Below are 25,214 nucleotides of genomic sequence, written 5' to 3' on the forward strand. Positions count from 1 at the left end.
CGGACAATGGAGTGAAAATGACCAAACGTGACGCGATCTTTCCTGCCGGCAGGCAGGCTCTCTACGAGATCAATCGCTATTCTGCTGCAATCCGATCGGGCGATCTTTTGTTTGTCTCGGGCCAGGTCGGCAGCCGCGAGGACGGGTCGCCCGAACCTGTCTTCGAAAAGCAGGTCCAGCTTGCCTTCGACAATCTCGCGGCAGTGCTGAAAGCAGCGGGCGCCACGTTCGACGATATAGTCGACGTGACCACCTTCCACACCGATCCGGCAACGCAATGGCCCGTGATCGATGCCGTTCGGCTGAAGGTGTTCGGTGAACCGCCCTACACCAATTGGACGGCGGTCGGCGTCAACTGGTTAGCCGGCTTCGACTTCGAAGATAAAGGTCATCGCGCGCCTGCCCCCAGCCTGCCTAAGGGCTGGCCAGCCGACCAACTGGCCGCCAAGCCAGTTGCCGATCAGGGCACGATTAGCGTGCCGGCGCCGTGTTCGGTGAACAGTTCCAGAAGCACCGCATGCGGCGTCTTGCCGTTGAGGATGACGACGCCTTCGACGCCGCGCTCGATCGCCTCGATGCAGGTCTCGACTTTGGGGATCATGCCGCCCGACACCGTGCCGTCCTTGATCAGCGCCTTGGCTTCGGCCACCGTCAGCTCGTCGATCAGCTTCTTGTTCTTGTCGAGCACGCCGGGCACGTCGGTCAGGAACAAAAGGCGCGTCGCCTGGCAGGCGCCGGCGATGGCGCCGGCGAAGGTGTCGGCATTGATGTTGTAGGTATGGCCATCGCGGCCGGGCGCCACCGGCGCCAGCACCGGGATCATTTCGGAGCGCGCCAGCAGGTCGAGCAGGGTGCGGTCGACTTCGACCGGTTCGCCGACGAAACCGAGATCGAGCACACGCTCGATGTTGGAATCCGGGTCGATCATGGTCTTGCGCGCCTTTTCGGCGAACACCATGTTGCCGTCCTTGCCGCACAGGCCGATCGCCCATTCGCCCTCGGCGTTGATCAGCGCGACGATCTCCTTGTTGATCGAACCGGCCAGCACCATCTCGACGATTTCGACCGTCTTCTGATCCGTGACGCGCAGTCCGCCTTCGAACTTGGATTCGATGCCCATCTTGGCCAGCATGGCGCCGATCTGCGGCCCGCCGCCATGGACGACGATCGGGTTGACGCCGGACTGCTTCAGCAGCGCGATGTCACGGGCGAAAGCCTTGCCGAGCTCGATATCGCCCATGGCATGACCGCCATATTTCACCACCACCGTCTTGTGCTCGTAGCGCTGCATATAGGGCAGGGCCCGCGAGAGCAGAGCGGCCTGCATTTCGGCGGTGGCGGTGATCTCCGTCATCGGCATGGTTCCCTGGATGTGGGTAAGGACGGCGGCGTCTTAGCGGGAATTGGCCCAGGCCGCAAACAGCTTTGCTATCACGATGATGAAATCTGCCGGATCAGGCCGGCACCTTGAGCGGCGCCCGCCGCGTCAGCCACCCGGAAACCTTCTCCATCTGCGCAGCAAGCGACAAAAGCGTCCTGCTCGTCGCCGGGGCGGCCGACGGCCTGGATGCCGAGCGGCAGGCCGGCATCGGTGACATGGACCGGGAGCGCGATCGACGGCTGGCCGCTGACATTCTGGATCGCCGGCCAGTGGTGAACCACAGGCTCTTGTCCATCAATTGCCCAAACAAGGATCTGATCTCCAAGAGACGGGTCAAATGCAATTTGTCGAGCAGGTTTTCGATGAGCTCGTCGGCCCCCTTCGGGTCCATGGCGCCTCAGGCAAGCGGCGGATGCGCAATGATCGGGTTGCCTCGGCGCGCGCGATCGCAGCATCGACAAGGTCTGGCGGCGAGATCTCGCCTCTGTGCAACAGCTCTGCCAAGCCGGTCGCATCGTTCTCCCACAGCATCCGTTCGGCCGACATTGCTGTTCCCCTATCTGCGGGAGGCTAACGACAGCCGATTTCCTTGGCAACCGACCGGCGATTACTGGCGATCGGGCGCGGACATCGATTGCGTGGACAACAAGATTTCTGCCTTTGCAAATAAATCGTGATCGCTTAGCTTGTCCGTATGACGCCGCAGGATATCTCCACCCTGATTGTCCGGACCTCGATGAAGGATCGGACTGCGTTCGATCTGCTTTACCGGCAAACCAGTGCGAAACTTTTCGGCGTGTGCCTTCGTGTATTGAAGGATCGCGGAGATGCGGAAGAAGCGCTGCAAGAGGTCTTCGTCAAAGTGTGGACGAAGGCGGACCGTTTCGCTGTTTCCGATCTAAGCCCAATCTCCTGGCTGGTGGCCATAGCACGCAATCATGCGATTGATCGCATCCGGTCGCGACGCAAGCCCGCTGCCGATATCGATGCCGCGCTCGACGTGGCTGACCCCGGTCCGGGGCCAGAGGCTATGGTTGTTGCGGGCGGTGAATCCGAGCGCATCTATCAGTGCCTTGAAGAGTTGGAACAAGACCGGGCGCAAGCCGTTCGGGGTGCTTATTTGAACGGCGAAAGTTACGCCGAGCTCGCGGAACGTCACAAGGTTCCGCTCAACACGATGCGGACATGGCTGCGCCGCAGCCTGTTGAAACTTAGAGAATGTCTGGAAAGATGACCCTGGCAGAAGAAAATGGACCGGAACGTGGAGGCGACGACCTGCTCGCAGCCGAATACGTTCTCGGCGTGCTGCCGGCGGATGAGCGCCAGATAGCCTCCGGACGCATCGACGCGGAGACCGGCTTTGCCCGTCTCGTCGATTCCTGGGAAGTAAACCTCTCGCCGATGGCTGCCGCTTATGCTGAGGTAGAGCCGCCGGCCACCATCAAGCCGGCTATCGATCGCCGGCTGTTCTCCTCCACCGCGGCGTCGACGACGGCCCCGAGCGGCAGCCTGTGGTCCAGCCTTAGCTTCTGGCGCGGCCTCACCGCAGCGGCTCTCGCGGCCCTGGTGCTCTATGTCGCCGTGCCTTACGTCAGGTCGCCGGTCGTCGTGCCGCAGGAGCGCCTCGTCGCCTCGCTGGCTGCCGAAGGCAGCGATGTCAAATACCTTGTCGTCTACGACGCTTCCCGCCGCGATGTCGGCCTGTCGCTGGTTTCGGGCGAACGCGCCGCCGGCAAGGACTTCGAACTGTGGATGATCGAAGGCAAGAATGCTCCGGTCTCGATGGGCGTCATCCCCGCCGGCCAGGTCGCCCATATCCCGGTTACCCCGGCCGTGCAGCAGAAGCTGGCGCAGGGCGCCGTGCTTGCTGTCAGCGTCGAGCCGACGGGCGGTTCGACGACGGGACAGCCGACCGGACCGGTCGTTGCCGCGGGCGACCTGAAGGGCATCTGATAGATCGTAAAACCATGACGTGACAATGAAGTCAGCGGAAGTAGATCTTCCGTTGTTTTCGTTTTGGATACGCTGCTGGAGATTAGAGATTCGATCTCCGGAGATAATTCGCCGACAAGATAAAGGATAAATTTTTCCCGGCGCGCGGAAACTCAGGCAGTTCTATTACGTATCTCCTCATGTTCCCGAAAGAGGAAACAATAACCCCGAGGAGTTCGAACACTATGCGTAGAATCTCCACCCTTTTGCTCGCCGGTACCATTGCCGTCTCCGCCCTCGCCACAATCGCCTATGCCGAGAATCCGATGGTTGGCGGCGCCGCCATGTACGCCAACAAGAACATCGTCGAGAACGCCGTCAATTCGAAGGATCACACGACACTGGTCGCCGCCGTCAAGGCTGCCGGCCTGGTCGAGACACTGCAGGGCGCCGGCCCGTTCACCGTCTTCGCGCCGACCAATGAGGCCTTCGCCGCGCTTCCGGCTGGCACGGTCGAGTCGCTGCTCAAGCCCGAGAACAAGGACAAGCTCACCAAGATCCTGACCTGCCATGTCATCGGCGCCAAGGCGATGGGCGCCGATGTCGCCTCGATGGCCAAGGCCGATGGCGGCACCCACAAGGTCAAGACGGTCGGCGGCTGCGAGCTGTCGCTCAAGGCCGATGGCGGCAAGGTCACCGTAGCCGACGAGAACGGCAATGTCGCCAATGTCACGATCGCCGATGTCGAGCAGTCGAACGGCGTCATCCACGTCATCGACAAGGTCCTGCTGCCGAAGATGTAACAAAGCCCCTGCCGCCGACGAACAGGCGGTAAGCTCTCTGATTGCGCGGCTCCCCCTTCGCGGGCCGCGCAATCTTCCGAGCGCTCCACGCCGTCCGCCACAAAACGCGGAGCCGGCTTGGAGCGTTCGGTTTGCAGGGCAACCGTCACCGGCTTTTGATTTTCCAGTGGCGGCCAAATCTGGCAAAATGATCCGCAGGAGGATTTCCGTCATGAACCGTCGCGACTTGCTTTTGAGTGGCGTCGCCTTTGCGGCCGTCGCCGGCGCCTTGGCAACGCTACGCTTGGGCGGAACCCAGTCCGCCAGAGCTGCCGAAACCTTCGAGGTCACCAAGACCGACGCCGAGTGGCACGCCATCCTGTCGGATGAAGCCTTCAATGTGCTGCGCAAGGAAGGCACCGAATATCCCGGCACCAGCCCGCTGCTCAACGAGCACCGCAAAGGCATTTTCGCCTGCGCCGGCTGCGACCTGCCGGTCTATTCCTGGGAGACCAAGTTCGATTCCGGTACCGGATGGCCGAGCTTCTGGCAGGAGATCGCCAACAGCGTCGGCAAGACCACGGATCGTTCTCTGGGCATGACCCGCACCGAGGTTCATTGCCGCCGCTGCGGCGGTCATCTCGGCCATGTCTTCGATGACGGTCCCGCACCCACCGGCCTGCGCCACTGCATCAACGGCGTTGCGCTCAGCTTCAAGCCGGCCACTGCCTGACCGTTCGGCGTCTTTTAGCGGGGTGGGGATTTGGCGCCGGTGTGACGACCGCCCCCTATCTCTTGAAATGGGGCGAAAACAGTCAACTTCAAGAATTGGCAGACGGCTTTTTATGCGTAGATTCCGCAGCCCTTAACGAGAGGGCCAGAACCTATGCAACGAACTGAAGCACGGGCTCGCGACGGCGAGCCCAAATCGACCTCCAAATCGACCGGCGGTGTTGATGCGGACCGGCCGCGTATCTCCCATCAAGTGGTGATCGCCGGCGGCGGCCCGACCGGGTTGATGCTGGCCGGCGAACTGTCCCTGGCCGGCATCGATGTCGCCATCGTCGAGCGGCGCGAGAACCAGGATCTCGCGGGCGCGCGCTCGGGCGGCCTGCATTCGCGCACCATCGAGATCTTCGACCAGCGCGGCATTGCCGATCGGTTCCTGTCGCAAGGCCAGACCGCACAGGTCGCAGGCTTCGCCGGCGTTTCGCTTGACATCAGCGACTTCCCCACCCGCCACAATTACGGGCTGGCGCTGTGGCAAAAGCACATAGAGCGGATCCTTGCCTGCTGGGTCGATGAACTTGGCGTCACGGTCTACCGTGGCCGCGAGGTGACAGGCTTCGTGCAGGATGCAGGCGGCGTCGATGTCGCGCTGACAGATGGCGGGTCGCTTCGTGCCGATTATCTCGTCGGTTGCGACGGCGGCAGAAGTCTCGTGCGCAAGGCGGCTGGCATAGAGTTCCCCGGTTCCGAGCCGACAATCAGCAATTTGATTGCCGAGGTCGAGGTAACAGAAGAGCCGCAATGGGGTATCCACCGCGACGCCATCGGAATTCACGGCCTCAGCAGACTGGAAGACGGTACGGTACGGGTGCTGGTGACCGAACGCGAGGTCGGGGCCGGCGGCGTGCCCACATTGCATGAGCTCAGCGAGGCGCTCATTGCCGTCTACGGCACCGATTACGGCGTCCACAATCCAACATCGCTGGCCCGCTTCACCGACATGACCCGGCAGGCAGCCTCATACCGCAAGTGGCGGGTGCTGCTGGCCGGCGACGCCGCGCACGTGCATCCGCCGGACGGTGGACAGGGGCTGCAGACCGGCGTGCAGGACGCGGTCAATCTGGGCTGGAAACTTGCCCAGGTGGTCAGGAAAACTGCGCCCGAAAGCCTGCTCGACAGCTACCAGGCAGAGCGCCACCCGATTGCCGCGCGTGTGATGAAAAACACCATGGCGTCGGTCGTGCTCCGTCGCGAAGACGAGCGCACCAAGGCGCTGCGCGATACAGTGTCGGAACTTCTCGGCATGGAAGAACCGCGCAAGCGTTTTGCCGGCATGTTGTCCGGCCTGGACATCCACTACGATCTTGGCGAGGGGCATCCGCTGCTGGGGCGTCGCATGCCGGATCTCGACCTCGTCACCGCTGCCGGTCCGCTGCCGGTTTTCGCCCTGCTGCATGACGCCCGGCCGCTGCTGCTTAATCTTGGTGAGCCCGGCGCTTTTGGTATCGGCCAGTGGGTGGAGCGGATTCAGCTGGTCGACGCCAGCTACGATGGCGCATGGGAGCTTCCGGTGCTGGGGGCAGTCGAAGCCCCACGCGCAGTGCTGGTCCGGCCTGACGGTTATGTGGCCTGGGTCGGCGGCCCTGAAGCAGCCGGGCTAACCGACTCGCTGACCAAATGGTTTGGGCCGCCTGCCGCAGCATAGCGCGCCGGGTGTTCGACCAAGGAGCTTGATAACGATCGATGCTTAAGCGTGACCCCGGAAATCGGGGGTGATTTCCGGGGTCACACATGAGGGCGCCAGGCGGGGGGGTCCGGCGCGCTCAATGGCCTCCGCCACCGCTGCCCGCGGGCGGCGCCGGCTTGGCGATGACCAGGGTAAAGACCGCCATGGTCGCGAACAGCACGGTCAGCATGGTGAACACATCCATGAACGACAGCAGCGACGCCTGCTGCTGGACCATGCCCGACAGTTTGGAGATCGCGGCCTTGGTGGCGTCGAGACCAGGCGTCTGCTGGAAGTCGAGCGTCATGTTCTGCAGCTTGGTCTGCGCCGCCGCACTGCCCCATTCCACATGCTCGGCCAGCCTGGCGTAGTGGAAGGCGCTGCGATCGATCAGCACGGTGTTGATGACGGCAAGGCCGACCGCACCGCCGAGGTTGCGGGTCAGGTTGAACAGGCCCGACGCGTTCTTCAGCCGGTCCGGCGGCAAGGTGCCGAGCGCAATGTTGTTGATCGGCACCATGCACAGCATCATCGAGCTGCCGCGCAGGATCTGCGGGATCAGCAATTCCCAGAAATCCCAGTCGGCGGTCAGATGCGTCATCCACCATGTGCCGGCAGCGAAGCCGAACAGCCCGATCATCATCATGATGCGCAAATCCATCTTGCTCGACAGGATGCCGGAAATCGGCGCAGTGACGAACATCGCCAGGCCGCTGACGAACAGGGCTTCGCCGATCATCATGGAATCGTAGCCGCGGATGCGCCCGAGGAACACCGGGTAGAGATAGGTCAGACCGTACAGGCCGATGCCGATGACGAAGGAGAACAGCGAACCGAAGGCGAAATTGACGTTGGTGAAGGCCCTGAGATCGACGATCGGCTCCTCGGCGGTGAAGGCACGCCAGAAGAACAGCGCCGCACCGACAACCATGATGATGGCGCAGATGAACACGGCCTGTTCCTGCAGCCAGTCATGGTTCGGACCTTCCTCGAGCACATATTCCATGCAGCCGAGAAACGCCGCCATGCCGGCAAGGCCCCACCAGTCGAACTTGCTGAACAGGCCGAGATTGGGCTTGTCGAAATCGATCAGGGTCCAGGTCGTGACCGTCACCAGAATGCCTGGAATGACATTGATGAGGAACAGCCAGTGCCACGACATGGCATGGCTGATATAGCCGCCGACGGTCGGGCCGATGGTCGGCGCCAGCGTCGCCACCAGGCCGATCATCGGCGACACCATGGCGCGGCGCGACGGCGGGAAGATGGTGAAGGCGGCGGCGAAAACGCTCGGGATCATGCCGCCGCCGATAAAGCCCTGGATGGCGCGGTAGACGATCATCTGGTCGATGTTGGTGGCGGTCGCGGCCAGCGCGCTGGCCGCCGTGAAGCCGGCCGCGGCGCCTGCAAACAGCACGCGCGTCGACAGCATCCGGCTGAGGAAGCCCGACAGCGGGATCATCACCACTTCGGCGATCAGATAGGCGGTCTGCACCCATGGGATTTCATCGGAACTGGCGCTGAGGCCGGCCTGGATCTCGGCCAGCGAGGCTGAGACGATCTGGATGTCGAGGATCGCCATGAACATGCCGAACACCATCGCCAGGAAGGCGATGAGGCGGCGCGTCGAGATGGTCGTCGGCACCGCCGGCATGGCAGGGGCCGCTCCTGCTGTTATGGTTGCGGTTGCCATGGCGTTATCCCCTTGCGGCCGCTCAGTTCGCCGCGGTCGGAGCCGTGCGGCTGTCGACGGCGACGACGACGCTCAGGCCGGCGCGCAGCCTGCCGGCCTTCAGCACATCGGCCGGCACGTCGATGCGAACCGGGATGCGCTGCACCACCTTGGTGAAGTTGCCGGTGGCATTTTCCGGCGGCAGCAGCGAGAACACCGCACCCGAAGCCGGCGCCAGCGACGACACCGTGCCTTCGAAATCATGGCCGTCCGTGGCGTCCACCGAGACCCGCACCTTCTCGCCGGGCACCAGCTTGGCCAGCTGCGTCTCCTTGAAGTTGGCAACGATGTAGAGCTTGTCCAGCGGCACCACGACGGCGAGCTTCTGGCCGGGGCTGACGAGGTCGCCCTGCTCGACCGAGCGGTTGCCGACGACGCCGTCATAAGGCGCCTTGAGCACGGTGAAGGAAAGATCGCGGGCGGCCTTGTCGCGGTTCAGCCGCAGCGAAGCCAGCGTGCTGGCCGATTCGGCGCGCTGCGCTTCGAACACGCCGATATTGGCCTGTGCGGCTGCAATCTGCGCGTCGGCGCCGACAAGGGCTGCATTGGCCTGGTCGAGAGCGGTCTGGGCGTCGTCCAGTTGCGCCTGCGTGCCGACATGCGTCTTGACCAGTTGCGCGGCGCGCTGCTGGGCACGAGCGGCATTGTCGGCTGCCGCCTGGTCGGCGACCTTCTGCGCCTGCGCCTGTTGCAGCGAAGCGTGCGCCGCCTTGGTCTGCGCGTCGATACGGTCGAGCGTCTTGGCCAGCGTGGCGATCTGCGCCTCCGCTTGGGCAACGGCTATTCTGTAGTCGCCGTCGTCGATCGTCAGCAGCGGATCGCCGGCCTTGACCTGCTGGTTCTCCGAGACCTTGACTTGATCGACATAGCCGGAAATCTTCGGCGAGACGAACGACATGTCGGCCTGGACATAGGCATCGTCGGTCGAGATCAGGAACCGGCCGTCGGTCCAGTAATTATAGCCATACCAGGCGCCGGCGCTGAGCAGAGCGAGGCCGATGATCGGCAGCATGAACGAGCGAGCCGACCGCTTCTTCTTGGCCGGCACCTCGGCCAAAACTTCGGCGGCAGGCTTGATGGGCGCTTCCGGCGCTTCGATAACCGGCGAGACCTTGGCGTTGGGAAAGGGGCGGACTTCGGCGGTGGTTGGCGTGTTCGAGGACATGATATCTCGCTACCGTAGCTACATAAGGAAAATGTGTTATACTGAACCGTTCGGTTCGATCCGAACGTTGACATAGCGCTAAAGCAGGCCCATATCAAGAGCAATCGAACCGCTCGGTTCGAATTATTTCGCGAGGTGTGACTTTAATGGCCGACACGTTACCCGACGTCGAAAATGATCGGTGCGATGTGCTGGATAGTGCGCGTCGCGGCCGCCCGGCGGCGGGCCAGGATCCCGTCAAGCGCAGCCAGATCATTGAGGGCGCGCGGCGCGTGTTCATCGACAAGGGCTTCGAAGCGGCGTCGATGAACGACATTACCCGCGAGGCCGGCGTCTCCAAGGGCACGATCTATGTCTACTTCGCCAACAAGGAAGAGCTGTTCGAGGCGCTGATCGAGGAAGAGCGCGGCACCATCTTCAAGAACATGTACGACATGCTCGACCGCGCCGACGATCTGCGCCAGACGCTGGTGAAATTCGGCAAGGTGCTGTCGATGAAGATCACCTCGGCCAAGGTCATCCAGGCGCAACGCACCGTGATCGGCGCCTCCGACAGGATACCGGACATGGGCGCGCGGTTTTACGAACGTGGCCCCAAACGCGGCCACGACAAGGTGGTCAAGTTCCTCAATGCAGCCATCGAACGCGGCCTGCTCAAGATCGATGATGTCGATCTTGCCGCCTATCAATTCACCGAACTGTGCCTCGCCGGCCTGTTTCGCCAGTGCATCTTCGCCTACCGCACCACGGCGCCGAGCCAGGATGAAATCGACCACATCGTGCGGTCGGGCGTCAGCCTGTTCCTGAAGTCCTACGGCACCGAAAAGCTTGCCGAGGAAGAAAGCCATCAGATGATCGCGCTTGAGGCGAAGTCCAAGGCAAAGGCCTAGTTAGCCAAAGGTCTTTTTTCGCAACTCCGGACGGAAAACCGCTTCACACTTTTCCCGGAGTTGCTTTTAACCGCCATTGGCCGCCAGCACGATCGCCGCGCGCAGTTCGTCCAGACCCTCGCCCTTTTCCGACGACGTGGCGAGCACGAACGGAAACGCCGCCGGCCGCTTCTTGATCTTCAGTAATGTCTCTTCGATCAGCTGCGGCACGCCGGCGGCCTTGATCTTGTCGGTCTTGGTCAGCACGATCTGGTAGGACACCGCCGCCTTGTCGAGCAGCGACAGCACTTCGTCGTCCTTGGCTTTGATGCCATGGCGGGAATCGATCAGCACATAGACCCGCTTCAGCGTCACGCGGCCCTTGAGATAGTCGAAGACCAGCTTGGTCCAATCGTCCACCTTTTCCTTCGGCGCGCTGGCATAGCCGTAGCCCGGCATGTCGACCAGCGCCATTGGCGGCAGGTCGGTGCCTTCGCCGGAAAACCCGCCCGGCACGAAATAGTTGAGCTCCTGCGTGCGCCCCGGCGTGTTGGAGGTGCGCGCCAGCCCGTTATGGCCGACGAGCGCATTGATCAGCGACGACTTGCCGACATTGGAGCGGCCGGCAAAGGCGATCTCAGGCGGCCCCTCCGGCGGCAGGAACTTCATCGCCGGCACGCCGCGGATGAAGATCCACCCCTTGGTGAACAGGTCGGTGCCGATGACGGTGTTGCCCAGCGCGTTCAAATTGCTGCCTCCAGCCTCGAAATATCGGCGCCCCGGATGGCGTTGAGGTTGCGGCCGATCTTGTCCACCGGCCAATTCCACCACGCCACAGCCAGCAACCGCCGCACCGTCCTGTCGTCGAAACGCATCTTCACCACCTTTGCCGCATTGCCGGCGACGATCGCATAGTCCGGCACGTCATGCGTCACCACCGATTTCGCCGCCACGATGGCGCCGTTGCCGACCGACACGCCGGGCATGATCACCGCATCCATGCCGATCCATACATCATTGCCGACCACCGTGTCGCCGCGCACTTCCTGCGACCACGTCTTCGGGTCGAAGCCTTGCTCCCAGCCATGGCCGAAAATGTTGAACGGATAGGTGGAAAAGCCGGACATGGCATGGTTGGCGCCGTTCATGATGAAGCGCGCGCCCTCCGCGATGGCGCAGAACTTGCCGATGATCAGCTTGTCGCCGATGAAGGGATAATGATGCAGCACGCACCGCTCGGCGAATTTGTCCGGTCCGTCAGGATCGTCATAGTAGGTGAACTCGCCGATCTCGATATTCGGCGCGGTGACCAGGGGCTTGAGGAAGCCGACGCGGGTGTGCATCGGGATCGGGTGTTTGATGTCTGGGTTGGGTCCGTCCATGGCGAGATCCGTCGAGAGTGGCGCAAATTAAAGCCGCCATTCTAGATGGCGTGATCCGCCCTATAGCACCAATCGCCCGATGAGCGAGCCCTGCTGGGCTTCGATGTTCAGTTCGTGCCGCGGCAGATCACGATCAGGTCGACCGCCGCCGTCGGCTAAGGCGCCCTGAAACCCAAAAAAAACGGGGCCCTGCGAAGGACAAGCAGGACCCCGGTGGTGTCGAAGACGGCTTCAAAAGAATGGCACCTCCTCGTGAGGTGGGGAAGGCAGACCGAGAAAGCCCGTCGCAGCCCGCCGTCATTCCCCGTTGCGTAAAGCCGTTACTTCGGCAACAGCACCTTGTTGACGACGTGGATGACGCCGTTCGACTGGTTGACGTCGGCGACCGTCACCTTGGCGGCGCCGCCGGACTCGTCGACGATGTAGAGCGAGCCGCCCTTGACCTCGGCGATCAGCGTGTCGCCGCTAACGGTCTTCATCTCATACTTGCCGCCCATCGCCTTGGCCTTGGTCATCATCTCCTTGGCCGAGATCTTTCCGGCCACGACATGGGCGGTCAGGATCTTGGTCAGCTTGTCCTTGTTTTCGGGCTTCACCAGCGTGGCGACGGTGCCGGCCGGAAGTTTCTTGAAGGCGGAATCGGTCGGCGCAAACACCGTGAAGGGTCCCGCGCTTTCCAGCGTGTCGACCAGGCCGGCGGCCTTGACGGCGGCAACCAGCGTCTTGTGGATCGGCGAGTTGAGGGCGTTCTCGACGATGTTCTTGGAGGTCAGCATCGCAGCGCCGCCAACGGCGGGATTGGCGAGCGTATAGGCCGTCGTCGCTGCGAGGCCCGATAGAGCCAGGCCGGCGGAAAAGCATAATGCCTTGAGGATGGACTTTGCCATTGGAGAACCCTTCTGGTGCGACAATTGTTGATTCGATTGTCGGGAAGAGTTACGCGGCGATTGCGGGAAAGTTTCGGTGCAGAGTAAAAAATGATAATGATAACAAATACTTAAAGGCGAATGCCCATTCCACGCGCCGCATCCCCGCGATGGACATGACGGGGTCACGGATCAAAAACAACGGTCTTCGGATTAGGGCTGATCGGTGTTGATCGGCCTTGGCGGTACAAGCAGCAGCCACGCCGGTTGCACGCCGCAAGTTTCGCGCCTCACGGGAACGTGATGCGCGCCTCGTCCACAAAAAACACCGGACGAGCCGGGGCTTTGATTGCCACGCCGTTTATTCAGCCGGCGAGGGTTTCTTTCGGAACAATGCCGTCAGATTGTCCCACAATTCGATCTTGGCGCCCTGGCGCTTCATGATCACGCCCTGCTGCAGGATCGACAGCGTGTTGTTCCAGGCCCAGTAGATGACGAGGCCGGCCGGGAAGCTGCCCATCATGAAGGTGAAGATCACCGGCATCCAGGTGAAGATCTGCGCCTGCGTCGGATCCGGCGGCGTCGGGTTCATGCGCATCTGCAGGAACATGGTGATGCCCATGACCACCGCCCAGGCGCCCATATGCGGCAGGAATGCCGGCGGCGCGAAGGGCAGCAGGCCGAACAGGTTGAAGACCGAGGTCGGATCGGGCGCGGCCAGATCCTGGACCCAGCCGAAGAACGGCGCGTGCCGCATCTCGATGGTGATGTAGAGCACCTTGTAGAGCGAGAAGAACACCGGGATCTGCAGTGCCACCGGCCAGCAGCCGGCGAGCGGATTGATCTTCTCGGTCTTGTACAGCTCCATCATCGCCTGTTGCTGCTTCATCTTGTCGTCCGCGTATTTCTCGCGGATCTCGAGCATCTTGGGCTGCACCTTCTTCATGTTCGCCATCGACGCATAGGATTTGTTGGCGAGCGGGAAGAAGAGGGTTTTGACGACGACCGTGGTGGCAAGGATGGCCAGACCGAAATTGCCGAAGAATTTGTAAAGCGTGTCGATCAGGTAGAACATCGGCTTGGTGATCCAGATGAACCACCCCCAATCGATCAGCCGGTCGAACAGCCTGATCTGGCGGTCCTGGGCGTAGGCGTTGATCTTGTTGACTTCCTTGGCGCCGGCGAAGATCTCGGTCTCCACCGTCGCCGACTGGCCGGCGGCAATGGTGATCGGGTCGGTGAGGAAGTCCGACTGGTAGCGCGGGCGGCCATTGTCGTAATAGGCATAGTGCGGCTGGAAGGGCTGCTTCTCGGTCGGCACCAGGGTGACCGCCCAGTATTTGTCGGTGATGCCAAGCCAGCCATCGGTCGATTTGCTCGGCGTATAGAGCTTGTTCTTCTCGATGTCGGCGTATTTGTGCTCCTGCAGGCCTTCGGTTCCCGTGACGCCGATCAGGCCTTCATGCAGCACATAGGAGCTGGCGACGGCCGGCTTGTCGAAACGGATGACGCGGCCGTAATTGGACAGCGTGACGGGGGTCGAGCCTGAATTCTGCACCGCATCGGAAACGGTGAACATGTAGTCGCCGTCGACGGAGATCGTGCGCTTGAAGGTCAGGCCCTTGTCGTTGGTGAAGGTCAGCGTCACTGGCGTCGCCGGCGTCAGCGTCGCATTGCCGTCGACGCTCCAGACCGTTTCCGGGCCCGGCACCGTGCCGGTCGTGTCGCTGCCGACAAAGCCGATCTCGGCATAATAGCCGGTGGGCAGCGCCTGCGGATTGAGCAGCTGGATCTGCGGCGATGTCTTGTCGACCGTCTCGGTGTAGTGCTTGAGCTTTAGGTCGTCGAGGCGGGCGCCGGTGAGGTTGATCGAGCCCGACAGGCTCGGCGTGTCGATGTTGACGCGGGCCGTCTTGGCCACTTCCTGCGCGCGGCCTTCCGGCGTCGTGACATAGGTGCCGGGCGCGTTTGGAATGGCGCCGGGCGCTGCGGGCGCCGGCGTGCCGCCGGGGTTGGCGGCCTCGGCCGCCTTCTTCTGCTCCGCCGCCCGCTGCTCTTCGATGCGGGCCGCCTCGCGCTGCTGTTCGCTGCGCGGCAGCACATAGAAATATTGCCACAGCCCGAGGATCAGCACCGACAAGACGATGGTGATGTAGAAGTTCCGGTTGTTTTCCATCGAAAGCCCTTGGCCTATCGTGTTCCGCTGAGACGGCGGGAGAGTTCGGCCTTCAACTGGCCGAACGGAATGGTGAGCACGTCTTCACGCCCGACGATGACATAGTCATTGCCGGGCGCCATGTCACTTGCGGCATGGGTGCGCACGGCTTCTTTCAGCCGCCGCCTGACGCGGTTGCGGACAACCGCATTGCCGACCTTCTTGGTGACGGTGAAGCCGACGCGCGGCGGCAGGCCGTCATTGCGGTCGAGAACTTCGACGAGAAAAAGCCGCCCGCGCCGCTTTTCACCGCGGCGGACGGCCAGGAATTCCGCACGTTTCAGAAGCCGCTTGGGGTTTGGTCCCACTGGCTTGCCGGTTGCGGGCAACGATCTCGTCTTCCGTTCAGGCGCTGAGCCGCTTGCGGCCGCGGTTGCGGCGAGCTGCGACGACGCCGCGACCACCCTTGGTGGCCATGCGAGCACGGAAACCGTGCCGGCGTTTGCGGACGAGTTTGGACGGTTGGTAGGTACGCTTCATTTGTTTTAATACCGCGGGGTGCGGCCCTTCTTGATTCTGTCACTGTGTAACAGGAGCTTTGCCGGGCCGGCATTGGCGCGATCGAAACCGCGCCGGGACGAATGGCCCGAGCGTGAGCGGCTTATAGAAAGAAGGGTTTTGGGAGTCAATCCAGCGCGAACTATGAGTTCGTCGCGGCGCGAACGCCAGTTCGTCGCAGTGCGAACTGCCAGTTCGTCACGACGCGACACCCCGTTCGTCGCGGCGCGAACACCCAGTTCGAGGCTATCTTTATTGCTGGTACCATCGTCCAACGAAGGATGAAATTGGCAAAAAAGCCGCAATCGCCTAATCTCAACCGATCAAGCGTTTGTGAAAACAGGCCTTAATGAGCGAAGTTGCATCAGCGGATGAAGGGAGCGGCCCGGCGACAGCCGATGCCAGCCCGGCGACCGTTCGCCCGGTTGCGAGCCGTTCGGTGCCCAATCGTTCAGTGCCCTTGGCGCGCGGCCTGTCGACCAAGCTGCTCTTGCTCACCATTGTCTTCGTGCTCCTGGCCGAAGTCCTCATTTTCCTGCCCTGGATCGCCAGCTACCGCCTGGCCTGGCTGAAGGAGCGGCTAAGCACCGCTGCCGCGGTGTCGATCGTGCTGGTGCAGGGCGAGCCCAATTCGCTCTCCCGCGCCGCCCAGAACGACGTGCTGATGGCAATCGGCGCCAAGGCGATCGCGGTGCGCGACGGCGGCGTATCGCGCCTGCTGGTGGTGGCCGAGATGCCGCCGCAGGTCGACGAGCATATCGACATCGCCAATGTCGGCATGATCAAGGGCATGACCGGGGCGCTGGATACGCTGTTCTTCGGCGGCAAGCGCATGCTGCGGGTGTTCGGCCCCGTCGGCGACAGCGACAAGGAATTCGAGCTGATCATGCCCGACTATTCCCTGCGCAACGCCATGCTGCGCTATTCGCGCAACGTCGCCTTCGTCTCGCTGCTGATCTCGCTGTTCACCGCAATGCTGGTCTATGCCGCGATCGACCTGATCATGATCGGCCCGATCCGCACCATGACGCGCTCGATGCTGTCCTTTTCCGAGGCGCCCGACGATCCAGGGCGCATCATCCACCCGGCCGCCCGTGCCGACGAGATCGGCGTTGCCGAGCGCGAACTGTCGCAGATGCAGGAACGGCTGCAAAAGATGCTGTCGGAGCAGAAGCACCTTGCCGACCTTGGCCTCGCCGTCTCCAAGATCAACCACGACATGCGCAACATCCTGGCCTCGGCGCAGCTGATGTCGGACCGCCTGCGCCTGGTCAAGGACCCGACCGTGCAGGCCTTCGCGCCAAAGCTGTTGCGCGCGCTCGACCGCGCCGTCTCCTATTCCGAAGGCGTGCTCCACTATGGCCGCACGCAGGAGCCGGCGCCCTCACGCCGCCGCTTGCGGCTGCGCCAGCTGGTCGACGACGTCCACGGCCTGCTCGACATCGAGGACGGCATCGAATTCGTCAATGCCGTCGAGCTCGCCTTCGAGGTCGATGCCGATTCCGACCAGCTGTTTCGCGTGCTCACCAATCTGTGTCGCAACGCGGTCCAGGCGATGGCGGCCGACGCCGAGAGCGCGCTGGTGCGCCGGCTCGCCGTATCGGCCGAGCGCATAGGCAGCGTAAGCCGCATCATTGTCACCGACACCGGTCCCGGCCTGCCGGCGAAGGCGCGAGAAAACCTGTTCGCGGCGTTTCGCGGCTCGGCCCGCAGCGGCGGCACCGGCCTTGGCCTGGCCATCGCGCATGAACTGATCCGCGCCCATGGCGGCACGGTGGAGCTGGTCGAATCGATCGGCGGACGCACCACCTTCGCCGTCACCATCCCCGACCAGCCGGTCCGCCTCGACCAGGCCCGCAACGGCCTGCGCCGCCCGGCCTGAGCAGTATTGATATTCAGCCGAAGCCGGACTTTAGCTGAATCTCAGCACACCTTGATCGACACCGTCGAAAGCAGCTGCGACAAAACTTTTGCCGGATTGGCTTGCTTTTCGGAAATTCAGTCGCTAGGGAACACGTCTTGTCGCGGCCGGTCGTCAGGATCGGTTAGCGGGGCTATGTAAAGCATGGCCTGTTGCGCGCCCGTAGCTCAGCTGGATAGAGCACCAGACTACGAATCTGGGGGTCAGGAGTTCGAATCTCTTCGGGCGCGCCATTTCCGCCGAAACTGTGATTTCCTGCGATCCGCTAGCCGGTCTTGGGCTCACATATGAAGAGCAGGTCGCGGAACACGTTGCCGAGCACCGCCTCATTCGAGTGCTGGAGAACTGGACCCCGCCTATTCTAGGCTTCTTCATGTATTACCCCAGTCGCCAGCATCAGCCTGCCGCACTAACTGCGCTAATCAACGCGCTGCGGTGTTCTTGAAATGGGCCGGTATGCGGCGACCGTTATTCCGCTTTCCCGGATCAGGGCCCAATAGGCCTCGCCCCAGCCAGATACCGCTCATTGTCAAACGGCTCGGCGTGGGTGCTGTCCGGGCTCCACATGTGGCGGTGGGTCTCGGTAAGATTGCCGAGATAGACATGCAGGGCGCCTGAGCGGGCGTTGCCGGTGTTGGCGACCGCGTGCACAGTATCAGGGGTCATGTGCACCACCGCGGGCGCCGCGACGTCGTGGCGTTCCGGCGCATCGATCTCGCTGCCGTCGACGGGATAGATGAAGTTGGTCTCGCTGCCCTTGTAGATGCCGATCAGCGCATCCATCAGATGGTTGTGCGGCGGGTACCGCAGGCCGGGCGACAGCGTGATGTGGTAGATGGTCAAGTCAGGGCTGGCATGCAGCAGCACCTCATCGTCGTCTTCCTCATGCGCGAGCACGCCTGATGCATGGAAGCGGTCGGTGTGTTCGCGCAGCACCGCCTTGACCCGTTCGATGGCATGAGCACCTTTGGCTGCGTTGACGATACCGGCGGTTACGGCGTAGAGAGGCGAGTTGGCGGCAAGAGACATTTGTCGTCATCTCCATTGGGAAGCTCAACCAATACAGCTGAGATGCTCAGGCTAGCGAATGCCGACAGACCCGTCAACCGGATGGTCGAAACGGGCAAGCAGACTACGCGGGCAGACTACGCGGGCAGACCACACGGGCAGGCAGATATGGCTCTTCCGAAATCAGTGTCACCGTCCGCCGTCAAGGCGCCGTCGACCGCCGACATATTGCGCAGCGAGGAAGCTTATGAGCAGCTGAAGAGCGACATCGTCGCCTGCGTCCTGCAACCCGGCGAAAGCCTGACCGAAAAGCAGATCGGCGACCGCTACCAGATCAGGAAGGCGACGATCCGCTCGGCTTTGGCCCGCCTGACGCAGGAAGGGCTGATCAAGAGCGAGCCGCGCCGCGGTTATGTCATCGCACCGCTTAGCCTGCGCGACGTCAACGAGATCTTCGACCTCCGCAGCCTGATCGAACCGGAAGTGTTCCGGGTGGCCGCGGCAAACCTCACCGAACGCGGGCTCGACGACATCAGGCTGGCGGCGCAGAAGGTGCTGAAGCCGGAGACGCTGCGCAGCCATGTCGCCTTTCTGGCGGCCGACCGCGCCTTTCGCCTGGCCCTGGCTGAACTCTCCGGCAATCTGCGGCTGGTTCGCCTGCTCGACCAAACGCTCGACCAGTCGGAGCGTGTCCTCCATCTCGGCTTCAAATCGCGCGACTTCACGCAAGCGATCATCGGCCAGCAGAAGGAGTTGGTGCTTGCCTGCGAGCTGGCCGAAGTCTCGGCCATCGCAAAGCTTGCCCGCTCGCAGTGCCTGTCGCTCAAGAAGCAGGTGCTCGAGGCCTTGCTCGCCGGCTCCAAGCTGCAGGACGCCAATTTGCAAAGCTTCGCCTGAGGCGCGAAGTCCGCGCTCTCTGGCCGATGCTTACTCGTCGATGAAGCGGATGTCCGCATCGGCAAGGCAATAGGGCGCGTAGCGGAAATCGCGGATATGGCTGACCTTTCCATCCTGCCAGTCGACCAGCATGAAGCCGCGCACGGCGTCATCTCCCGTTTGCGGGTTGCGGATCAGGATGGCCGGCCTGCGGTCGACGAAGCCGAGCGACAGCGCCCAGTCCTGGACACGGTCGTAATTGCCGAAATAGTTGGAAACCTGCGCCTTGCCGCGCATGCGGGTGCGGTTGACGACTTCAAGCTGGATATCCTCGGCGATCAACGCGCGCACGGCGTCGAAGTCGCGCGCGTTGAACAGGTCGACATAGCGGCGCAGGCGCCGCTCGTCGTCGGCGTCGAGCTTTGGGGCAGGCGCCTGCTCGTCCTGTGACGCCAGCAGGCGCAGCTGCGACCGCCCGCGATGCAGCGCTGCCTTGGTCGCGGCCAGCGTCGCGCCGGACACTTCGCAGGTTTCGTGCAGGCTGAGGCCAAGCACGTCGACAAGGATCACGGCGCTGCGCTGCACTGTTGCCAGCTGCATGAAGCTTCGCAGGCTGGCGGCGGTGGCGAGCCTCGCATCGGCGCTTGCGGAGGGGTCTTCGATCGTCGTCATGTCGGTCTCGCTCATGCGCGCCTGCTCCCGCTGGCGCCGGCGCAGATGATCCTGCGCGGCATTGTGGGCTATGCGGAACAGCCATTGCTCCGGACGCCCAACGGTGGCGTCGCCGTCGATGGCCTGCAGTGCCTTGATCAGTGTCTCCTGGACGATGTCCTCGCCATCGATCACCGAGCCGGCCATGCGGGCGCAGTAGCGGTGCAGCTTCGGTCGCAAGGCGCCGAGCATCGCCTCCAGGGCAACGCGGTCGAGTTTTGCTGTGTTCATCCTGTCCGTTCCCAAAATGCCGGTCTTTGCATTCAAGCCGGCACGACCTCGCCGGCCAGCATACGATAATTGCCGACGATCTTTGCCGGCGATCTGGCAAGCGGCGTCGAGCGGCGCCCGGCATGATCGGCGCTGAAGGCCTTGAAGGCTGCGAGCCCCGTCAGGCCGTCGCCATCCTGGCTGACAAGATGGATGAACTCGCCATTCTCCAGTTCCAGGACGAGGTAGCGCACGGATTGCGGCTTCGTGTCGTCGAGTGCCTCGAACACCTGTGCAACCAGCATACGGTTCTCGGCGATGCTTTCGTCCTTCACGCCGTAGCGGATGAGATTGTAGCCCATTGTCGTCTCCTGTTTTTCAACTCTGCACAGAGAAGACGTTTCGCGGCCTCGAAAAGATTCGTCGCCCGGCGAATCTTTTCGATCGTCCGGATCGTCTTTCCCGTCGACGGCTGCGCGGCAGCCGTCCAGGAGCAGGAGAGACCCATCATGCACATCCAGTTTGCCGAATTGCCGGTGTTCGACCAGGACCGCGCCAAGGCCTTCTACACCGGACATCTTGCTTGCCAAGTGGCGGAGGACCAGCTGATGGGCGACAGCGGCTGGCGCTGGATCGAGCTGACATTTCCCGGCGCCGTCACCAATTTGCATTTCGTCAAACGCCCCGATGACACGCCGGGCACTGAGCCCGTGCTGGTGCTCGTTGATGGCGATGTCGAGGCAACGGTCGCGGGCCTGAAGGCGCGCGGCGTCGAAATCATCACCGAGCCGCAGGAAGCGCCTTGGCAGCCGGGCCGCACAGTCGCCGAATTCCGCGACAGCGAGGGCAACCGCATGGTTGTCGCCAGCAAATGATCGGACCCGGCGCAAAGCCGAACTTTGACATGAGAACAACAGGAGAGATGGACATGACCCCCCAAACGTCGACGCTGAAAGTACCGGGCGCCAGCCTCTATTATGAGATGCGCGGTTCCGGCCCCGTACTGTTGATAATCCCCGGCGGACCGCAGGACGCCGGCGTCTTCGCCGATGTCGCGGGCCACCTCGCCGACCGCTACACGGTGGTCGCCTATGATCCGCGCGGCAATTCGCGCAGCACCTTCGACGGAGAGCCGCAAGAGCAGGACCTCGATGTCCATGGCGACGATGCCGCGCGATTGATCGAGGCGCTTGGCGCCGGACCGGCCTATGTGTTCGGCACCAGCGGCGGCGCCCAGATCGGGCTCAACCTCGCCGCCCGCCATCCCGGCCGGGTTCGTGCACTGGTGGCGCATGAGCCGCCCAGCATGATGCTGCTCGACGACCCGTCGCCGTCACTGGCCGGCATGCGCGACCTGCACGACACCTATCGCAGCCAGGGTGTCGAGGCGGCGATGCAGAAATTCTTCAGCGAGAACAGCCTGTCGGAAGGGCCGGGTCAGGATGAAGCCGGGCCGCAGGACGGACCGCCTTCGTTCGAACCGTCGCCCGAGGAGGCCGAGACCTTTGCCAGGGTCAGCGGCAATTTCGAATACTGGCTGGCGCATGGCGTCATGCCGCTGTCGCTCTACCGTCCTGATATCGAGGCGCTGCGCGGCCGCCCGGTCGTGGTCGGCATCGGCGAAGAGTCCATCGGCCAGCCGATCGACGGCATGGGCAAGGCGCTGGCCGACGGGCTCGGCAGCAAGCGCGCCGCCTTCCCCGGCGACCACATGGGCTTTGCGCCCTATCCCGACCGCTTCGCCGAGACCTTGCACCTGACGCTCAGAGGCGCGTGAGATCGTCAGTTCAACAGGAAAGGAGCGTCCGCATGCACAATGCGGACGCCCTTCTCCCATGAAATTACCCGCTAAGATTGCTGTATCAGACGGCCTCCCAGCCTTCCTTGCCGCCGGCGCGGAAGATGGCGTCGATGACCTTCTGGTTGAGCACGGACTCCTCCAGCGTGAAGACACGCTCCTTGCCACCCTGTGCCGCCCTGGCAAACGTCTCGACCTCGCGCCGGTATTGCTGCGTGCCGGGAAAGCGGAACACCTGCGCCTCCGTATGGTTCTGGTTGTGCAAGTCGATGCGGTGATGGTCGTAGAGCCCGGCATTGAACGGCGAGAACACCTCGATGAAACCCTTCTCGCCGTGGAACACCATCACCTGCCGCGCCGCCATCTGCGTCGACAGATAGAAGGACAGTTCGAAATCGCCGAAATCGGCGCGGATCGAGGAATAGATGTCGGTGCCGAATTTCTTGTCGCGCTCGATCGTCGCCTGCACGCGCAGTGGCTCCTTGCCGCTCGAAAACCGCGTCGACACCGTCGGATAGACGCCGATATCAGGCAGCGCGCCGCCGCCGAGATCGAGCTGGTTGCGCATGTTGGTGGGATCGACATTGTAATAGGAGAAGGCGCCCTGCACATGGCGCAGCCGGCCGATGGCGCCATCGGCGATGAGATCGCGCACCTTGATCCATTGCGGGTGGTAGATGACCATGAAGGCCTCGCAGACCAGCACCTTCTTCTGGTCGCGCAGCTTGATCAGCGGTGCGATATTCTTGGCGTCGAGCGCCAGCGGCTTTTCCACCAGCACATGCTTGCCCGCTTCGATGGCCTTGGCCGTCCACTCGACATGCTGCGAGGTCGGCAGCGGGATGTAGACGCCGTCGACGTCTTTCGAAGCGAGCAGCTCCTCATACGAACCAAAGGCATGCCTGGCGCCGAACCGCTCGCCCAGGGCCTCGGCCTTCGACAGGTCGCGGCTGGCGATCGCGGACAAAACGCCATTCTCGGCCTCGACGATTGCCGGCAACAATTGCTCGCGGCCGATCTTGGCCGTCGACAAAACACCCCATCGGAACATCAGGCTTCTCCTATCGATTTACAGGCGAGGAGGTTTGCCCGAAATTGCAGGAAAAGCCAATGCGGATCGCTGGTCCTGCTAGCCTCGCTTGCCCGTTAGCGTCATGTCGAAATTGACGATATTCGAATAGATCGGCGTGCCGACATCCATGCCGTACCGGGAGCGCAGCACCTTGCCGGTGACGTGGAATTTAATGACGCCGCCCTTCAGCCCGCCGAGCTCGGCAGTGAACTTTTCCGCAAACGTCTTGCCGCGCGCCGTCAGCCGGCCGCTGACCAGCGCCGTGGTGTCGCTGGTTCGGGTTACGCTGGTCGAGCGGAACTGGATTTCGGGGCTGTTGGCCACGTCGAACACCGCATCGGAGCGCAGGAAGGCGTCGATGCGGCCCTGGCCGGTGCCGACGCTTTCGGGATAGATGGTGAAGTTGACCGCGGAACGGCCGACATCGCTGTTGTCGATGCGGATGGAGCCCTTGAAGCGGCCAAAGGCGCCGTCGAGGCCGCCGCCACCGACCTTGCCGATGGAGAAGCGAATGCTGGAGCTGGCCGGGTTGACCGTGTAGCTGCCGGCGGCGTCGCCGAGGTCCACAGCGGCGGAGACAGGCATGGCAAGGCAAGCGGCAACAGCCGCCAATCCGAAGATGCGCGCATACATGGGTTTTGTCCTTACTGGGGCAGGCGAAGTGTTGCGCCCTCACTCCAATGAACGAATGCGCGGCGCGCGCTATTCCATGTCCTGATCTGACGAAGGCGTGATCATGCGCGTGAGCACGCTGTCGCGCAGCCAGAAATGATGCCGCAGCGCCGCCAGCGCATGCAGCGCAACCAAGGCAATGCCGGCATAGGCGAGATACCAGTGTGCTGCCGCCCAGAAGTTTTCCGCCGCATCGGACACGCCGAGCGGCAGGTTCGGCATCACGAAAAGGTTGAACGGCATGCTGGGGATCTCCAGCATCGACACCGAAACCAGTGCCCAGCCGGACAGCGGCACCGCGAGCTGGAAGCCATAAAGTGCCAGATGCGCCAGCGGCGCCGTCCGACGCTCCAGGCCTCCGACCGAGGCCGGCAAGGCCGGGGCCGCATTGCCGAGCCGCCAGGCAATGCGCAGGATGAGGAGGCCGAGCAGCAGGAAGCCGAAGGATTTGTGCAGCTGGATCAGCTCGAAGGCGGTGCGCTGGCTGGTCAACCGCCCCATGATGAAGCCGAGCATGAACTGGCCGATGAACAGGATGCCGATCAGCCAGTGGAGGACGATCGCCGCCCAGCCGTAGCGGGTTGAGTTGTTGGTGATGAATGGCGGCATGGTTGGTGAACGAATGGCAGCTGGGCTTTCTTCCACCCTCCCCCTTGTGGGGAGGGTCGGCGCGAAGCGACGGGGTGGGGGGTAGCGCCCTACGAAGACCCCCACCCCGATCCGCTACGCGGATCGACCCTCCCCACAAGGGGGAGGTGGCTAAGCACCGACCTTGAAGAAATCCACAAACGCCCGCAGCGCCGGGCGCATCTGGCGGCGGCTGGGGTAGTAGGCGAAGAAACCGTCGAAGGGCGGACACCAGTCTTCCAGCACGCGGATCAAGCGGCCGTCGGCGAGCGGTGCGCGCACATAATCGTCGAAGACGAAGGCGAGCCCTGCGCCGTCGACCGCCGCCTGGGCGATCAGATGGTCTTCGTCGAGGATCAGCGGCCCTTGCGCCGCGATCTCGATCTCTTCGCCATCCTTCTCGAATTCCCAGCGGTAAAGAATGCCGCTGGAAAAACGGAAGCGGATGCAGCGGTGGTCGGCAAGATCGCGCGGATGGCGGGGTCTTGGCATGGTCGCGAAATAGGATGGCGCGCCGACCACGGCGCCGCGAAGGTCCGGTCCGACGCGCACCGCGATCATGTCGCGCTGCAGGCTCTCACCGAGCCGCACGCCGGCATCGAAGCCGCCTTCGACGACGTCGGTGAAGCGATCCTCGATGACGATTTCCAGCACGATGTCAGGATAGGCCGCGGCAAAGCCGCCGAGCCTGGGCGTCAATGCCAGGTGGGCCGCGGTGCGCGGCACGGTCAGCCGCAGGTTCCCGGCCGGCCGGTCGCGCGCCTCGATCGCCGTTTCCAGCGCCAGATCGATCTCGGACAGCGCCGGCCGCAGCCGTTCGAGCAGCTGCGCGCCCTCCTCCGTTGGTGCCACGCTGCGGGTGCTGCGCGCCAAAAGCCGCACGCCGAGCCGCGCCTCCAGGCTGGACACGGCATGGCTCACTGCCGAGGGCGCGATGGCCAGTTCGCGCGCCGCGCCGCGAAAACTACCGCATTGGGCGACTGTTGCCAGTACAGCGAGTTGAGAAAGATGCGCTCGGTTCATTGCTCTATTTTATAGAACA

At 63.0% G+C, this 25,214-nt stretch carries 29 protein-coding genes, 1 tRNA gene and 1 pseudogene; 14 read left to right on the forward strand and 17 right to left on the reverse strand.

Annotated features, from left to right (window positions below):
• Positions 1-17: 17 nt before the first annotated feature.
• A pseudogene (locus X751_RS1000000165660) lies at positions 18-411 on the forward strand (RidA family protein); the annotation flags it as partial.
• A 49-nt stretch (positions 412-460) separates the two neighbouring features.
• Here X751_RS1000000165660 and argB read toward each other — a convergent pair.
• Positions 461-1,354 (reverse strand): acetylglutamate kinase, encoded by an 894-nt coding sequence (argB, locus tag X751_RS149280; protein ID WP_013528489.1) that lies wholly within the window; start codon positions 1,352-1,354, stop codon positions 461-463.
• A 77-nt stretch (positions 1,355-1,431) separates the two neighbouring features.
• Positions 1,432-1,662 (reverse strand): amidase family protein, encoded by a 231-nt coding sequence (locus tag X751_RS1000000167960; protein ID WP_023696030.1) that lies wholly within the window; start codon positions 1,660-1,662, stop codon positions 1,432-1,434.
• A 56-nt stretch (positions 1,663-1,718) separates the two neighbouring features.
• On the opposite strand from X751_RS1000000167960, the gene X751_RS1000000167505 reads away from it, so the two are divergent.
• From X751_RS1000000167505 to X751_RS149245, 6 genes are all read left to right on the forward strand, one after another.
• A complete protein-coding gene (locus X751_RS1000000167505) occupies positions 1,719-1,955 on the forward strand; it encodes a hypothetical protein (protein WP_023696029.1) in 237 nt (78 codons plus the stop codon).
• Between the two features lie 120 nt (positions 1,956-2,075).
• Positions 2,076-2,615 carry a sigma-70 family RNA polymerase sigma factor gene (locus X751_RS149265; protein ID WP_023673234.1) on the forward strand — a complete coding sequence of 180 codons (540 nt, stop codon included), beginning with the start codon at positions 2,076-2,078 and terminating at the stop codon, positions 2,613-2,615.
• Entirely contained in the window at positions 2,612-3,334 is a 723-nt protein-coding gene (locus X751_RS149260) for an anti-sigma factor (protein WP_023736962.1), read from the forward strand. The genes X751_RS149265 and X751_RS149260 overlap by 4 nt, the downstream gene beginning before the upstream one ends.
• A 224-nt stretch (positions 3,335-3,558) precedes the next feature.
• On the forward strand, positions 3,559-4,116 hold the full coding sequence (locus tag X751_RS149255) for a fasciclin domain-containing protein (RefSeq protein WP_023744898.1): 558 nt from the start codon (positions 3,559-3,561) through the stop codon (positions 4,114-4,116).
• Positions 4,117-4,327: 211 nt separating this feature from the next.
• Positions 4,328-4,828: a peptide-methionine (R)-S-oxide reductase MsrB gene (gene msrB / locus X751_RS149250; RefSeq protein WP_023736961.1), complete on the forward strand. Its 501-nt coding sequence runs from the start codon at positions 4,328-4,330 to the stop codon at positions 4,826-4,828.
• Between the two features lie 153 nt (positions 4,829-4,981).
• Positions 4,982-6,529 carry an FAD-dependent monooxygenase gene (locus X751_RS149245; protein WP_031247104.1) on the forward strand — a complete coding sequence of 516 codons (1,548 nt, stop codon included), beginning with the start codon at positions 4,982-4,984 and terminating at the stop codon, positions 6,527-6,529.
• 118 nt (positions 6,530-6,647) lie between these two features.
• Here X751_RS149245 and X751_RS149240 read toward each other — a convergent pair whose 3' ends face one another.
• Both X751_RS149240 and X751_RS149235 read right to left on the reverse strand, forming a co-directional pair.
• Entirely contained in the window at positions 6,648-8,243 is a 1,596-nt protein-coding gene (locus tag X751_RS149240) for a DHA2 family efflux MFS transporter permease subunit (protein WP_023744900.1), read from the reverse strand.
• Between the two features lie 22 nt (positions 8,244-8,265).
• A complete protein-coding gene (locus tag X751_RS149235) occupies positions 8,266-9,447 on the reverse strand; it encodes an HlyD family secretion protein (RefSeq protein ID WP_023744901.1) in 1,182 nt (393 codons plus the stop codon).
• A 146-nt stretch (positions 9,448-9,593) separates the two neighbouring features.
• On the opposite strand from X751_RS149235, the gene X751_RS149230 reads away from it, so the two are divergent.
• Entirely contained in the window at positions 9,594-10,337 is a 744-nt protein-coding gene (locus tag X751_RS149230; RefSeq protein WP_023673241.1) for a TetR/AcrR family transcriptional regulator, read from the forward strand.
• Between the two features lie 66 nt (positions 10,338-10,403).
• Here the strand turns inward: X751_RS149230 and yihA are convergent, their stop codons facing one another.
• From yihA to rpmH, 6 genes are all read right to left on the reverse strand, one after another.
• On the reverse strand, positions 10,404-11,063 hold the full coding sequence (yihA, locus tag X751_RS149225) for a ribosome biogenesis GTP-binding protein YihA/YsxC (RefSeq protein ID WP_023673242.1): 660 nt from the start codon (positions 11,061-11,063) through the stop codon (positions 10,404-10,406).
• Positions 11,060-11,698: a CatB-related O-acetyltransferase gene (locus X751_RS149220; protein ID WP_023744902.1), complete on the reverse strand. Its 639-nt coding sequence runs from the start codon at positions 11,696-11,698 to the stop codon at positions 11,060-11,062. The genes yihA and X751_RS149220 overlap by 4 nt, the downstream gene beginning before the upstream one ends.
• Before the next feature lie 320 nt (positions 11,699-12,018).
• Positions 12,019-12,585 carry a fasciclin domain-containing protein gene (locus X751_RS149215; RefSeq protein WP_023696020.1) on the reverse strand — a complete coding sequence of 189 codons (567 nt, stop codon included), beginning with the start codon at positions 12,583-12,585 and terminating at the stop codon, positions 12,019-12,021.
• Positions 12,586-12,925: 340 nt separating this feature from the next.
• The gene (yidC, locus tag X751_RS149210) at positions 12,926-14,740 is read right to left on the reverse strand and encodes a membrane protein insertase YidC (protein ID WP_023681359.1); all 1,815 of its coding nucleotides are present in this window, start codon (positions 14,738-14,740) and stop codon (positions 12,926-12,928) included.
• A gap of 14 nt (positions 14,741-14,754) precedes the next feature.
• Positions 14,755-15,108 carry a ribonuclease P protein component gene (gene rnpA / locus X751_RS149205; protein WP_023672264.1) on the reverse strand — a complete coding sequence of 118 codons (354 nt, stop codon included), beginning with the start codon at positions 15,106-15,108 and terminating at the stop codon, positions 14,755-14,757.
• Positions 15,109-15,124: 16 nt separating this feature from the next.
• Positions 15,125-15,259: a 50S ribosomal protein L34 gene (gene rpmH / locus X751_RS0133430; RefSeq protein ID WP_008833937.1), complete on the reverse strand. Its 135-nt coding sequence runs from the start codon at positions 15,257-15,259 to the stop codon at positions 15,125-15,127.
• A 367-nt stretch (positions 15,260-15,626) separates the two neighbouring features.
• Here rpmH and X751_RS149200 point away from each other — a divergent pair, with 367 nt between their 5' ends.
• The 3 genes from X751_RS149200 to X751_RS1000000168605 all read left to right on the forward strand — a co-directional run bounded on the left by X751_RS149200 (position 15,627) and on the right by X751_RS1000000168605 (position 17,643).
• Positions 15,627-17,159: a HAMP domain-containing sensor histidine kinase gene (locus X751_RS149200; RefSeq protein WP_023672265.1), complete on the forward strand. Its 1,533-nt coding sequence runs from the start codon at positions 15,627-15,629 to the stop codon at positions 17,157-17,159.
• A 195-nt stretch (positions 17,160-17,354) separates the two neighbouring features.
• Positions 17,355-17,431, forward strand: a tRNA-Arg gene (locus X751_RS149195).
• 14 nt (positions 17,432-17,445) lie between these two features.
• A complete protein-coding gene (locus X751_RS1000000168605; RefSeq protein WP_348524268.1) occupies positions 17,446-17,643 on the forward strand; it encodes a LysR substrate-binding domain-containing protein in 198 nt (65 codons plus the stop codon).
• Between the two features lie 41 nt (positions 17,644-17,684).
• Here the strand turns inward: X751_RS1000000168605 and X751_RS149190 are convergent, their stop codons facing one another.
• Positions 17,685-18,227: an autotransporter gene (locus X751_RS149190; protein ID WP_023744903.1), complete on the reverse strand. Its 543-nt coding sequence runs from the start codon at positions 18,225-18,227 to the stop codon at positions 17,685-17,687.
• A gap of 147 nt (positions 18,228-18,374) precedes the next feature.
• Between X751_RS149190 and X751_RS149185 the strand changes: the two genes are divergently transcribed.
• Entirely contained in the window at positions 18,375-19,103 is a 729-nt protein-coding gene (locus X751_RS149185) for a GntR family transcriptional regulator (protein ID WP_023672267.1), read from the forward strand.
• A 30-nt stretch (positions 19,104-19,133) separates the two neighbouring features.
• Here X751_RS149185 and X751_RS149180 read toward each other — a convergent pair whose 3' ends face one another.
• Together X751_RS149180 and X751_RS14390 are read right to left on the reverse strand one after the other, a co-directional pair.
• On the reverse strand, positions 19,134-20,024 hold the full coding sequence (locus X751_RS149180; RefSeq protein WP_023672268.1) for a sigma-70 family RNA polymerase sigma factor: 891 nt from the start codon (positions 20,022-20,024) through the stop codon (positions 19,134-19,136).
• A gap of 32 nt (positions 20,025-20,056) precedes the next feature.
• The gene (locus X751_RS14390; RefSeq protein WP_023681378.1) at positions 20,057-20,365 is read right to left on the reverse strand and encodes a hypothetical protein; all 309 of its coding nucleotides are present in this window, start codon (positions 20,363-20,365) and stop codon (positions 20,057-20,059) included.
• 147 nt (positions 20,366-20,512) lie between these two features.
• On the opposite strand from X751_RS14390, the gene X751_RS149175 reads away from it, so the two are divergent.
• Both X751_RS149175 and X751_RS149170 read left to right on the forward strand, forming a co-directional pair.
• Positions 20,513-20,878, forward strand: a complete 366-nt coding sequence (locus X751_RS149175; protein ID WP_023672270.1) for a VOC family protein — start codon at positions 20,513-20,515, stop codon at positions 20,876-20,878.
• A 53-nt stretch (positions 20,879-20,931) separates the two neighbouring features.
• Positions 20,932-21,780 (forward strand): alpha/beta hydrolase, encoded by an 849-nt coding sequence (locus X751_RS149170; protein ID WP_245261692.1) that lies wholly within the window; start codon positions 20,932-20,934, stop codon positions 21,778-21,780.
• A gap of 85 nt (positions 21,781-21,865) precedes the next feature.
• Here the strand turns inward: X751_RS149170 and X751_RS149165 are convergent, their stop codons facing one another.
• From X751_RS149165 to X751_RS149150, 4 genes are all read right to left on the reverse strand, one after another.
• Positions 21,866-22,852 carry a Gfo/Idh/MocA family oxidoreductase gene (locus X751_RS149165; protein ID WP_023744904.1) on the reverse strand — a complete coding sequence of 329 codons (987 nt, stop codon included), beginning with the start codon at positions 22,850-22,852 and terminating at the stop codon, positions 21,866-21,868.
• Positions 22,853-22,930: 78 nt separating this feature from the next.
• On the reverse strand, positions 22,931-23,506 hold the full coding sequence (locus X751_RS149160) for a YceI family protein (RefSeq protein ID WP_023681381.1): 576 nt from the start codon (positions 23,504-23,506) through the stop codon (positions 22,931-22,933).
• A 69-nt stretch (positions 23,507-23,575) separates the two neighbouring features.
• Positions 23,576-24,154 carry a cytochrome b gene (locus X751_RS149155; protein ID WP_023744905.1) on the reverse strand — a complete coding sequence of 193 codons (579 nt, stop codon included), beginning with the start codon at positions 24,152-24,154 and terminating at the stop codon, positions 23,576-23,578.
• A 150-nt stretch (positions 24,155-24,304) separates the two neighbouring features.
• Entirely contained in the window at positions 24,305-25,195 is an 891-nt protein-coding gene (locus X751_RS149150; RefSeq protein WP_023744906.1) for a LysR family transcriptional regulator, read from the reverse strand.
• Positions 25,196-25,214 lie beyond the last annotated feature (19 nt).

The sequence above is a fragment of the Mesorhizobium sp. LNJC394B00 genome, assembly GCF_000502555.1.
Taxonomy (GTDB): domain Bacteria; phylum Pseudomonadota; class Alphaproteobacteria; order Rhizobiales; family Rhizobiaceae; genus Mesorhizobium.

Coding starts and splice junctions, on each gene's coding strand:
- X751_RS1000000167505 (WP_023696029.1), top strand. CDS start 1,719: ATGCAATTTGTCGAGCAGGTTTTCGATGAGCTCGTCGGCCCCCTTCGG.
- X751_RS149170 (WP_245261692.1), top strand. CDS start 20,932: ATGACCCCCCAAACGTCGACGCTGAAAGTACCGGGCGCCAGCCTCTAT.
- X751_RS149180 (WP_023672268.1), bottom strand. CDS start 20,024: ATGAACACAGCAAAACTCGACCGCGTTGCCCTGGAGGCGATGCTCGGC.
- X751_RS149175 (WP_023672270.1), top strand. CDS start 20,513: ATGCACATCCAGTTTGCCGAATTGCCGGTGTTCGACCAGGACCGCGCC.
- X751_RS149155 (WP_023744905.1), bottom strand. CDS start 24,154: ATGCCGCCATTCATCACCAACAACTCAACCCGCTACGGCTGGGCGGCG.
- argB (WP_013528489.1), bottom strand. CDS start 1,354: ATGACGGAGATCACCGCCACCGCCGAAATGCAGGCCGCTCTGCTCTCG.
- X751_RS149150 (WP_023744906.1), bottom strand. CDS start 25,195: ATGAACCGAGCGCATCTTTCTCAACTCGCTGTACTGGCAACAGTCGCC.
- X751_RS149265 (WP_023673234.1), top strand. CDS start 2,076: ATGACGCCGCAGGATATCTCCACCCTGATTGTCCGGACCTCGATGAAG.
- X751_RS149220 (WP_023744902.1), bottom strand. CDS start 11,698: ATGGACGGACCCAACCCAGACATCAAACACCCGATCCCGATGCACACC.
- X751_RS149240 (WP_023744900.1), bottom strand. CDS start 8,243: ATGGCAACCGCAACCATAACAGCAGGAGCGGCCCCTGCCATGCCGGCG.
- X751_RS149255 (WP_023744898.1), top strand. CDS start 3,559: ATGCGTAGAATCTCCACCCTTTTGCTCGCCGGTACCATTGCCGTCTCC.
- yidC (WP_023681359.1), bottom strand. CDS start 14,740: ATGGAAAACAACCGGAACTTCTACATCACCATCGTCTTGTCGGTGCTG.
- X751_RS149245 (WP_031247104.1), top strand. CDS start 4,982: ATGCAACGAACTGAAGCACGGGCTCGCGACGGCGAGCCCAAATCGACC.
- X751_RS149200 (WP_023672265.1), top strand. CDS start 15,627: ATGAGCGAAGTTGCATCAGCGGATGAAGGGAGCGGCCCGGCGACAGCC.
- X751_RS149215 (WP_023696020.1), bottom strand. CDS start 12,585: ATGGCAAAGTCCATCCTCAAGGCATTATGCTTTTCCGCCGGCCTGGCT.
- X751_RS149190 (WP_023744903.1), bottom strand. CDS start 18,227: ATGTCTCTTGCCGCCAACTCGCCTCTCTACGCCGTAACCGCCGGTATC.
- X751_RS149235 (WP_023744901.1), bottom strand. CDS start 9,447: ATGTCCTCGAACACGCCAACCACCGCCGAAGTCCGCCCCTTTCCCAAC.
- rpmH (WP_008833937.1), bottom strand. CDS start 15,259: ATGAAGCGTACCTACCAACCGTCCAAACTCGTCCGCAAACGCCGGCAC.
- X751_RS149230 (WP_023673241.1), top strand. CDS start 9,594: ATGGCCGACACGTTACCCGACGTCGAAAATGATCGGTGCGATGTGCTG.
- X751_RS149165 (WP_023744904.1), bottom strand. CDS start 22,852: ATGTTCCGATGGGGTGTTTTGTCGACGGCCAAGATCGGCCGCGAGCAA.
- X751_RS149185 (WP_023672267.1), top strand. CDS start 18,375: ATGGCTCTTCCGAAATCAGTGTCACCGTCCGCCGTCAAGGCGCCGTCG.
- X751_RS14390 (WP_023681378.1), bottom strand. CDS start 20,365: ATGGGCTACAATCTCATCCGCTACGGCGTGAAGGACGAAAGCATCGCC.
- X751_RS149160 (WP_023681381.1), bottom strand. CDS start 23,506: ATGTATGCGCGCATCTTCGGATTGGCGGCTGTTGCCGCTTGCCTTGCC.
- msrB (WP_023736961.1), top strand. CDS start 4,328: ATGAACCGTCGCGACTTGCTTTTGAGTGGCGTCGCCTTTGCGGCCGTC.
- X751_RS149260 (WP_023736962.1), top strand. CDS start 2,612: ATGACCCTGGCAGAAGAAAATGGACCGGAACGTGGAGGCGACGACCTG.